The 837-nt window shown below is 52.2% G+C and carries 1 rRNA gene; it reads left to right on the forward strand.

The features are described 5' to 3' along the window. Positions 1-824: ribosomal RNA gene (locus tag RM552_RS17670) — 23S ribosomal RNA — on the forward strand; the annotation flags it as partial. Positions 825-837 lie beyond the last annotated feature (13 nt).

The raw sequence follows: 837 nt of genomic DNA on the forward strand, positions 1-837 counted from the left end.
CAGCTTGGCACTGAACATTGACCCTACATGTGTAGGATAGGTGGGAGGCTATGAAGCATTGTCGCTAGATGATGTGGAGCTGCCCTTGAAATACCACCCTTGTATGTTTGATGTTCTAACGTTGTCCCCTTATCGGGGATGCGGACAGTGTCTGGTGGGTAGTTTGACTGGGGCGGTCTCCTCCCAAAGTGTAACGGAGGAGCACGAAGGTTGGCTAATCCTGGTCGGACATCAGGAGGTTAGTGCAATGGCATAAGCCAGCTTAACTGCGAGACAGACACGTCGAGCAGGTACGAAAGTAGGTCATAGTGATCCGGTGGTTCTGTATGGAAGGGCCATCGCTCAACGGATAAAAGGTACTCCGGGGATAACAGGCTGATACCGCCCAAGAGTTCATATCGACGGCGGTGTTTGGCACCTCGATGTCGGCTCATCACATCCTGGGGCTGAAGTCGGTCCCAAGGGTATGGCTGTTCGCCATTTAAAGTGGTACGCGAGCTGGGTTTAGAACGTCGTGAGACAGTTCGGTCCCTATCTGGTGTGGGCGTTGGATGATTGATGGGAGCTGCTCCTAGTACGAGAGGACCGGAGTGGACGGACCGCTGGTGTTCGGGTTGTGATGCCAATTGCATTGCCCGGTAGCTACGTTCGGAATCGATAACCGCTGAAAGCATCTAAGCGGGAAGCGAGCCCAGAGATGAGTCATCCCAAGACCTTTAAGGTCTCTAAAGGGTTGTTATAGACGATAACGTTGATAGGCAGGGTGTGGAAGCGTTGTAAGGCGTTAAGCTAACCTGTACTAATTGCCCGTGCGGCTTAACCATACAACACCTAATA

The organism is Glaciecola petra (assembly GCF_031846345.1).
Lineage (GTDB): Bacteria > Pseudomonadota > Gammaproteobacteria > Enterobacterales > Alteromonadaceae > Glaciecola > Glaciecola petra.